This is a genomic window from Bradyrhizobium sp. (assembly GCF_035701725.1).
GTDB lineage: Bacteria > Pseudomonadota > Alphaproteobacteria > Rhizobiales > Xanthobacteraceae > Bradyrhizobium.
The window spans coordinates 1-7,483 of record NZ_DASSRP010000432.1; the positions used below are offsets into that span (position 1 = coordinate 1).

7 protein-coding genes are annotated in these 7,483 nt (G+C 63.7%); 5 read left to right on the plus strand and 2 right to left on the minus strand.

The features are described 5' to 3' along the window. The 3 genes from VFL62_RS26625 to VFL62_RS26635 form a co-directional block, all read left to right on the plus strand. The coding region (locus VFL62_RS26625; RefSeq protein WP_325175381.1) for an adenine deaminase C-terminal domain-containing protein at positions 1-1,383 on the plus strand (1,383 nt) is incomplete at its 5' end. A 171-nt stretch (positions 1,384-1,554) separates the two neighbouring features. Further along, complete coding sequence (gcl, locus tag VFL62_RS26630; protein WP_325175382.1) at positions 1,555-3,354, plus strand: glyoxylate carboligase; 1,800 nt, start codon at positions 1,555-1,557, stop codon at positions 3,352-3,354. Positions 3,355-3,484: 130 nt separating this feature from the next. Then, positions 3,485-3,883, plus strand: a complete 399-nt coding sequence (locus tag VFL62_RS26635; RefSeq protein ID WP_325175383.1) for a DUF1236 domain-containing protein — start codon at positions 3,485-3,487, stop codon at positions 3,881-3,883. A 94-nt stretch (positions 3,884-3,977) separates the two neighbouring features. Here VFL62_RS26635 and VFL62_RS26640 read toward each other — a convergent pair whose 3' ends face one another. Beyond that, positions 3,978-4,592, minus strand: coding sequence for a thiamine pyrophosphate-dependent enzyme (locus VFL62_RS26640; RefSeq protein WP_325175384.1), 615 nt, complete (start codon positions 4,590-4,592; stop codon positions 3,978-3,980). 8 nt (positions 4,593-4,600) lie between these two features. After that, on the minus strand, positions 4,601-5,158 hold the full coding sequence (locus VFL62_RS26645) for a decarboxylase (RefSeq protein WP_325175385.1): 558 nt from the start codon (positions 5,156-5,158) through the stop codon (positions 4,601-4,603). 178 nt (positions 5,159-5,336) lie between these two features. On the opposite strand from VFL62_RS26645, the gene VFL62_RS26650 reads away from it, so the two are divergent. Both VFL62_RS26650 and VFL62_RS26655 read left to right on the plus strand, forming a co-directional pair. After that, positions 5,337-6,332, plus strand: a complete 996-nt coding sequence (locus tag VFL62_RS26650; protein ID WP_325175386.1) for a tripartite tricarboxylate transporter substrate binding protein — start codon at positions 5,337-5,339, stop codon at positions 6,330-6,332. A 37-nt stretch (positions 6,333-6,369) separates the two neighbouring features. Continuing rightward, a complete protein-coding gene (locus VFL62_RS26655; protein ID WP_325175387.1) occupies positions 6,370-7,419 on the plus strand; it encodes a hydroxyacid dehydrogenase in 1,050 nt (349 codons plus the stop codon). Positions 7,420-7,483: the final 64 nt, after the last annotated feature.

Genomic DNA, 7,483 nt, shown 5'->3' on the forward strand with positions numbered 1-7,483 from the left:
GCGCGCGAGGCGCCGCTCTCGATCTTTCTGACGGTGCCGTCGACGGTTCCTGCGACGTCTGCGGCGCTGGAAACCGCCGGCGGGGATCTGACGGCGGACAAGATCGCCGGCCTGTTCGACCGTTGGCCGGAAGCGGTCGCGCTCGGCGAGAAGATGGATTTCGTGCCGGTCACCGCAGGCGACGAACGCAGCCACGCCATTCTTGCCGCGGCGCTGAAACGCGGCCGTCCGGTCTCGGGGCATATCTACGGCCGCGAATTCGTCGCTGCCTATGCCGCAAGCGGCGTCACCGATACCCATGAGGCGATCGACCGCGACATCGCCGACGACCTGCTGGATGCCGGGGTCTGGATCTTCCTGCGCGGCGGTCCGCCGACCACACCGTGGCACAGCCTGCCGCAGGCGATCCGTACCATCACCGAGCTCGGCGCATCCCACAAGCGCACCGCCGTATGTACCGACGATCGCGACGCCGACGATCTCTTTCTCTTCGGCCTCGACTGGGTGGTGCGCGAGGCCGTGAAGGCGGGACTATCGCCGGAGCAGGCGTGGTCGATGGGCTCGCTGCACGGCGCGACGCGCTTTGCCATGGACGGCGAGATCGGCGGACTTGGCGGCGGCCGCCGCGCCGATCTCGTATTGATGAACGACGACCTGCAACCGCAATGCACCTGGTATGGCGGCGAACTCGTCGTCGAGCACCGCAAGATCACGCCGCGTTTGGATCAGGCGCTATCGCAGCGCTACCAATATCCGAAGGCGGCCTATGCCACCGTGAAACTGCCTGACCACGTCAAGCTGACGCCCGCGCTTCCGACCGAAGCCTGCACCGTCAACGCGATCAAGACGGCGCTGCCGGGCATCACGCTGATCCATGAAAAGGTCAAAATCGAGCCGGCCAAGGACTGGGCGAGCCTGTTTGTGCGTTACGGCCTTTGCTTTGTCAGCGTGGTCGAACGTCACGGCAAATCGAGCGGCAATGTCGCTCACGGACTTCTCAAGGATTTCGGCCTCAAGCGCGGCGCGGTTGCCTCCAGCGTCGGGCACGACAGCCACAACATCATCATCGCCGGCACCAACGAGGCGGACATGCAGGTCGCACTCGCGGCGATCAAGGAGAAGCAGGGCGGTGTCTGCGTGGTCGCCGAGGGCAAGGTGAGGGCGCTCGTTCCGCTTCCGATCGCTGGCCTGTTGTCCGACAAGCGCATCACTGAAGTCGCCGAGGAAGTGAAGCAGCTCAAGATCGAATGGGCGGAGGCCGGTTGCACCATTCCCTACATGGGCTTCAACCTGATCCCGCTGTCGGTGATTCCGGAAATCCGCATCACCGACAAGGGACTGGTGCTGGTGCCGCAGATGGAACTCGCGCCGCTGTTCGAATAGGGCGATTTGATCCATCAATCGCCATTCCCATCGGAAATTCCAGTCCAACCGATTGAGAGCGCCGCATTTTTTCCCGCGCCTGCCATATCGCGGGAAATAAAATCTGCACAATTGAGCTGACGCGCCGCGCGCCCGATGATCGCTCCATCATAAACCGGTGGAGCGAGCGACATGGCGAAGATGCGGGCAATCGATGCGGCCGTGCAGATCCTGGAAAAGGAAGGCGTCGTCTGCGCCTTCGGCGTTCCCGGCGCTGCAATCAATCCGCTTTACTCGGCGCTGAAGAAGCGGGGCTCGATCGCGCACATTCTGGCGCGCCACGTCGAGGGCGCCTCGCATATGGCCGAAGGTTATACACGCGCCAAGGCCGGCAACATCGGCGTGTGCATCGGCACCTCGGGACCGGCCGGTACCGACATGATCACCGGGCTCTATTCGGCGATCGCCGACTCGATCCCGATCCTGTGCATCACAGGGCAGGCGCCGCGCGCGCGACTCTACAAGGAAGACTTTCAGGCCGTCGATATCGAATCCATCGCGCGTCCGGTGACGAAATGGGCCGTCACGGTGCGCGAGCCGGCGCTGGTGCCGCGCATCTTCAGCCAGGCGTTTCACATCATGCGTTCGGGGCGTCCGGGTCCGGTGCTGATCGATCTGCCGCTCGACGTGCAACTGGCGGAAATCGAATTCGACGCCGACACCTATGAGCCGTTGCCGGTCTACAAGCCCGCGGCGACGCGCAAGCAGATCGAAAAGGCGCTCGAGATGCTCAATGCGGCCGAACGCCCGCTGATCGTCGCCGGCGGCGGCGTCATCAATGCCGACGCCAGCGACCTGCTGGTGCAGTTCGCCGAGATCGCCAACGTGCCGGTGGTGCCGACCCTGATGGGGTGGGGTGCCATCCCCGACGACCACGTGTTGATGGCGGGCATGGTCGGCCTGCAGACCAGCCATCGCTATGGCAACGCCACGATGCTGGAATCCGATTTCGTGCTCGGTATCGGCAACCGCTGGGCCAACCGGCACACCGGCTCGATCGAGACCTACACCAAGGGCCGCACCTTCGTGCATGTCGACATCGAACCGACCCAGATCGGACGCGTGTTCAATCCGGATCTTGGCATCGTCTCCGATGCGAAAGCCGCGCTTGAATTGTTCGTGACGGTGGCGAAGGAGTGGCGCAAGGCGGGACGTCTGAAGGAACGGCAGTCGTGGCCGGCCGCATGCCGGGATCGAAAACGCTCGATGCTGCGCAAGAGCCACTTCGACAACGTGCCGATCAAGCCGCAGCGCGTCTATGAGGAAATGACCAAGGCATTCGGCCGCGACACCTGCTACGTCAGCGTCATCGGGCTGTCCCAGATCGCTGGCGCGCAGTTCCTCAGCGTCTACCGCCCGCGCCACTGGATCAATGCAGGGCAGGCGGGACCGCTTGGCTGGACCTTGCCCGCCGCGCTCGGCGTCCGCGTCGCCGATCCGACCCGCGAGATCGTGGCGCTGTCGGGGGACTATGACTTTCAGTTTCTGATCGAGGAACTCGCGGTCGGCGCGCAGTTCAAGCTGCCCTATATCCACGTCGTCGTGAACAATTCGTATCTCGGATTGATCCGCCAGTCGCAGCGCGGTTTCGACATGGACTATCACGTGCAGTTGTCGTTCGAGAACGTCAACGCGCCGGAGCTCGGCGCCTACGGCGTCGATCACGTCGCGGTCGCGGAAGGGCTCGGCTGCAAGGCGCTCCGCGTCACCGATCCCAGGGATGCGCAAAACGCGTTCAGGACGGCGCGCCAGCTCATGCAGGAATTTCAGGTGCCGGTCGTGGTCGAGTTCATCCTCGAGCGTGTCACCAATATTGCGATGGGCACCGAGATCCACAATATCGTCGAGTTCGAGGAAACGCTCGATCTGCCGCTCGACGATGTGTCCGCGAGCGCGGCGACGACGAGACTGCGGGAGTTGCTGCCGGTCTAGATTGCGGCGAACGGCTATCGTTCCAGGGAACCGGCGTTTTTGTTTCCGCCCGTTCATAGAGGAACCAAATCGGACGGGAACAAACCTCCGCGCGTGACGGTTAGTGCGGCCGTCAGGCGAGGAGGACGTGATGAAAAGCAAATTTGCTGCTTCGTTGCTGGTGGCGTCGTTGCTGGCGTCTGGGAGCGCGTTCGCGCAATCGACCACGGCGGAAGGCGCGGTGAACGGCGCCCGGGCCGGCGGCGCGGTCGCGGGCCCGGTCGGCGAGATCGTCGGCGGGACGGTCGGCGCAGCCGTTGGCGCCGCCGTCGAAGTGCCGAACGCAGTGATCACCTCGGTGCAGGGCGTGCGGGATCCGTCTGCCGCCGTGATGATCGAAGAGCCGATCGTCGTCGGCGAGCCGCTGCCGGCCGCGGTCGAAGTCCGCCCGGTCCCGGGCTATGTCGACTATCGCTATGCGCTGGTGAACAACCATCGCGTGATCGTCGATCCGCGTACGCGCCGCGTGATCCGGGTCATCGAGTATTAACGGAACCTCTCATCATGCGTCGTGCCGTGGATGGCCGGGTATAGGCGAGCGGAAGCGACGCCGTTCTTCGAGCGGCTATGGCCGGCCATGACAGCTACATCGCTTCACGCACGCCAAGGCCATTCATGAAGCGTTCGCGAATCTGCACGGGATCGCGGCGCGTGGCGCCGATGCCCGGCTTGTCGTCGATGCGGACCCCAATCAGCATCGGTTCGGATGACGTCAGCGACCGATCGATCAGGCGTTCAAAATCCTCTTCGTCTGCCGCCCATGTGCTGTTGGTCAGGCCGCAGCCGATGGCGACCGCCATCAGATCGGTCGAGCTAGCTGCGGGCGTCGGTTGGGCGCCGGTGATCTGGTAGATGCCGTTGTCCATCACGACCATGGTAAGGTTCTTCGGTTTCAGCGTCGCGATGGTCGAGAGGCAGCCGAGTTGCATCAAGAGTGAGCCGTCGCCTTCGAGTGCGAATACGCGGCGGTCGGGTTGCGCCAGCGCGACGCCGAGCGCGATCGGGAACGCCAGTCCCATGCTGCCCAGCATGTAAAAATTCTGCGGCCGGTGGCCGGCGGCCCACAGGTCGAAATTCGTGTTGCCGATGCCGCCGACGACGGCCTCTTCGTTTTTCAATCGCGCGACGAGGCGCGAGGTGAGATCGGCGCGGTTCATGACCTTGGTATTGCGTGCTGGATTGGCCGGTGTGCTGCTCATGCGCTCACTCACTTGTCGAATACCTTGCCGCCGGTCAGAAGCGGAGACAGGATCAGCGCCACCGGCGCCTGCGTCGTGATCGCCTGCTTGATCGAGCGGTCAACGATGAATTCGAATTCGTCGATCCGCGTCGCGGTATGATGTTCCATCGCCAGCGAATCCAGAACGGGGCGCATGGTGCGGCACACCAGCGACTGCCCGTAATTGAACTCGCCGAGCGTCCCGCGCTCGGACACGAACATAATCAGCGGAATCTGGTAGGGGAGCGCCAGCGAGGCCAGCACGTTGGCGAGCGTCGCAAAGCCGGAAGTTTGCATCAGCACCGCGCCGCGCAAACCGCCCATCCAGGCCCCCGAAACGATGCCGACCGCCTCTTCCTCGCGCGCGGTCGGAAACGTCGTGAAGAACGGATCGGCGTGGAGTTCCTTGATCAGCCGCGTCAACACGCGGTCCGGCACATAGGGCACCAGGCGGATGTCGTTGCGCTTGAGAGATTGCAGGACGATTTCGAACCAGGTCTTTTCGCCAGCGCCCGACTGAGACATTTGTCCGTCTGCAGCGGCCATTGATGCTTCCTCCGTCTCCGCTCGTCGTGGCGGTCGCCATTCTTGAAGGGCCCGAACTTGACGCGAACCGCGGGATTGTCAACATGTCCACGCCGTATCGTGATCTGCGTGTGGCGACGGGGCGGTCTGAATGCAGACATGCCATAAGGTGAAAAAAACGAAACCGGGAGGTCAGTGCTTGAACGGCTCATTCTGGCGTTCGTCGTTGCTCAGCCGATGCTCGCGGCGTGCGGTTTGCGCGGCCGCGGTGCTGGCATCGAGCGCGGCACTGGCCCAGGCGCCGTTTCCTTCCAGACCGGTGCATCTTTTCGTGCCCTATGTCGCCGGTGGCGGCGTCGACATTCTCGCGCGCACCCTGGGCGATGCGCTCTCCAAGCCATGGGGCCAATCGGTCGTGGTGGAAAACCGGCCCGGTGCCGGCGGCGTCGTCGCCTCGCAGGCGCTGGTGACCTCGGCGCCCGACGGTTACACCCTGATGGTGGTCGCCAGCGGTCACGCCACCAATCCGTTCCTTTATCCGAAACTTCCCTACGACACTTTCAAGGAGTTCACGCCGATTTCGATATTGGGCTCGTCGCCCAATATTCTCGTGGTGCGCGCCGATTCCCCGTTCAAGACGCTGGCCGACGTGATCGTGCAAGCCAAGGCCAAGCCGGGCAGCCTTTCCTATGGGCAGTCCGGCAACGGCACCTCGACGCATCTGGCCGGCGAGCTGCTGAAGAAACTCGCAGGTTTCGAGATGAGCGCTATTCCCTACAAGGGCGGCGCGCCCGCGATCAACGATCTCCTCGGCGGGCAAATCCCGATGTCCTTCAACAATGCGCCGGAGGCGCTCGGACAATTGGAGGCCGGCACGCTGCGCGCGCTCGCCGTCACTACCGCCAGCCGGTCGCCGTTTTTGCCTGACGTGCCCGCGATGTCGGAGACCGTGCCGGGCTACGACACCGAGGTGTGGTGGGGATTGTTGGGGCCGGCCGGCATGCCGCCCGAGCTGGTGGCGAAAATCTCGCGCGACGTCGTCGCCGCACTCAAGACCGACGCGGTGAAGGAGCGGCTTGCAAAATTCGGGGCGTCGCCGATCGGCAGCACGCCGCAGGAACTTGATTCCAGGATTCATGCCGACTACGAAAAATGGGGCGCGATCATCAAGTCCGCCGGCATATCCGCGGAATGATGCGTTTTCTCAACTGAAAAAAATCGAAAGAACAAGAATGTTCGTCAACAGCAAGCGCGTGTTCTACGTCAAATACCTCGCCAACCAGATCTATGCCGACATCCTGAAAGCGCGTCCCGATGTCCGACTGGACCGGCTCGAGAACGAGAGTCCCGACGAGGTTTCCGCACCGATTCTTTCCGCCGCGCACGCCTATCAGATCGGCGCTGCGCGCGACGAACTCGCGCCGCACTTTCACGCCACTGCGGATTTGTTGCGCCGGGCGCCGAACCTCTTGATCGTCTCCTCCAACGGCGCCGGCTACGATCCCGTCGATGTCGATGCCTGCACGGCGGCGGGCGTGATCGTCGTCAACCAGTCCGGCGGCAACGCGCATTCGGTCGCCGAACACGCGCTGGCGATGCTGATCACGCTGTCGAAACGCATCATTCAAGCCGATCGCGTGCTCCGCCGCGAGGCCAACATCAACCGCAATACGCTGATGGGCAACGAAGTCCACGGCAAGACCATCGGCATCGTCGGGCTCGGTAACGTCGGACGCCGCATCGCCGCGCTCTGCAAGGGCCTGCTCAGCATGAACGTGCTGGCCTACGATCCTTATTTATCAGCGACCGAAATGGCCGAACGCGGCGGCGAAAAGGTGACGCTGGACGATCTGCTGCGCCGGTCGGATTTCGTGTCGATCTCGTGCCCGTTGACCAAGGACAACCGCGGCATGATCGGGGCGCGCGAGTTCGCGCTGATGCAGCCGCACGCCTATTTCATCACCACCGCGCGCGGTTTCATCCATGACGAGGCCGCGCTGGAGCAGGCGCTGCGCGACAAGCGCATCGCCGGCGCAGGCCTGGACGTGTGGGCCAAGGAGCCGCCGCCGCCGGATCATCCGCTGCTGCAATTCGACAATGTGATCGCGAGCCCGCATACCGCGGGAGTCACCAAGGAGGCGCGTGAGAACATGGCACGGATCGCTGCCGAGCAGATGCTGGATGCACTCGACGGCAAGCGGCCGCCACGCCTCGTCAATCCGGAAGCCTGGCCGGCTTACGTCAAGCGCTTCGAGCGCGCGTTCGGCTTTACGCCGGGATAGCCATCGCCACGCGGCGTCAACCTTCCCAAGGCCGTAGAAGATTTTCTTCTCCAAAGGCCGTTGC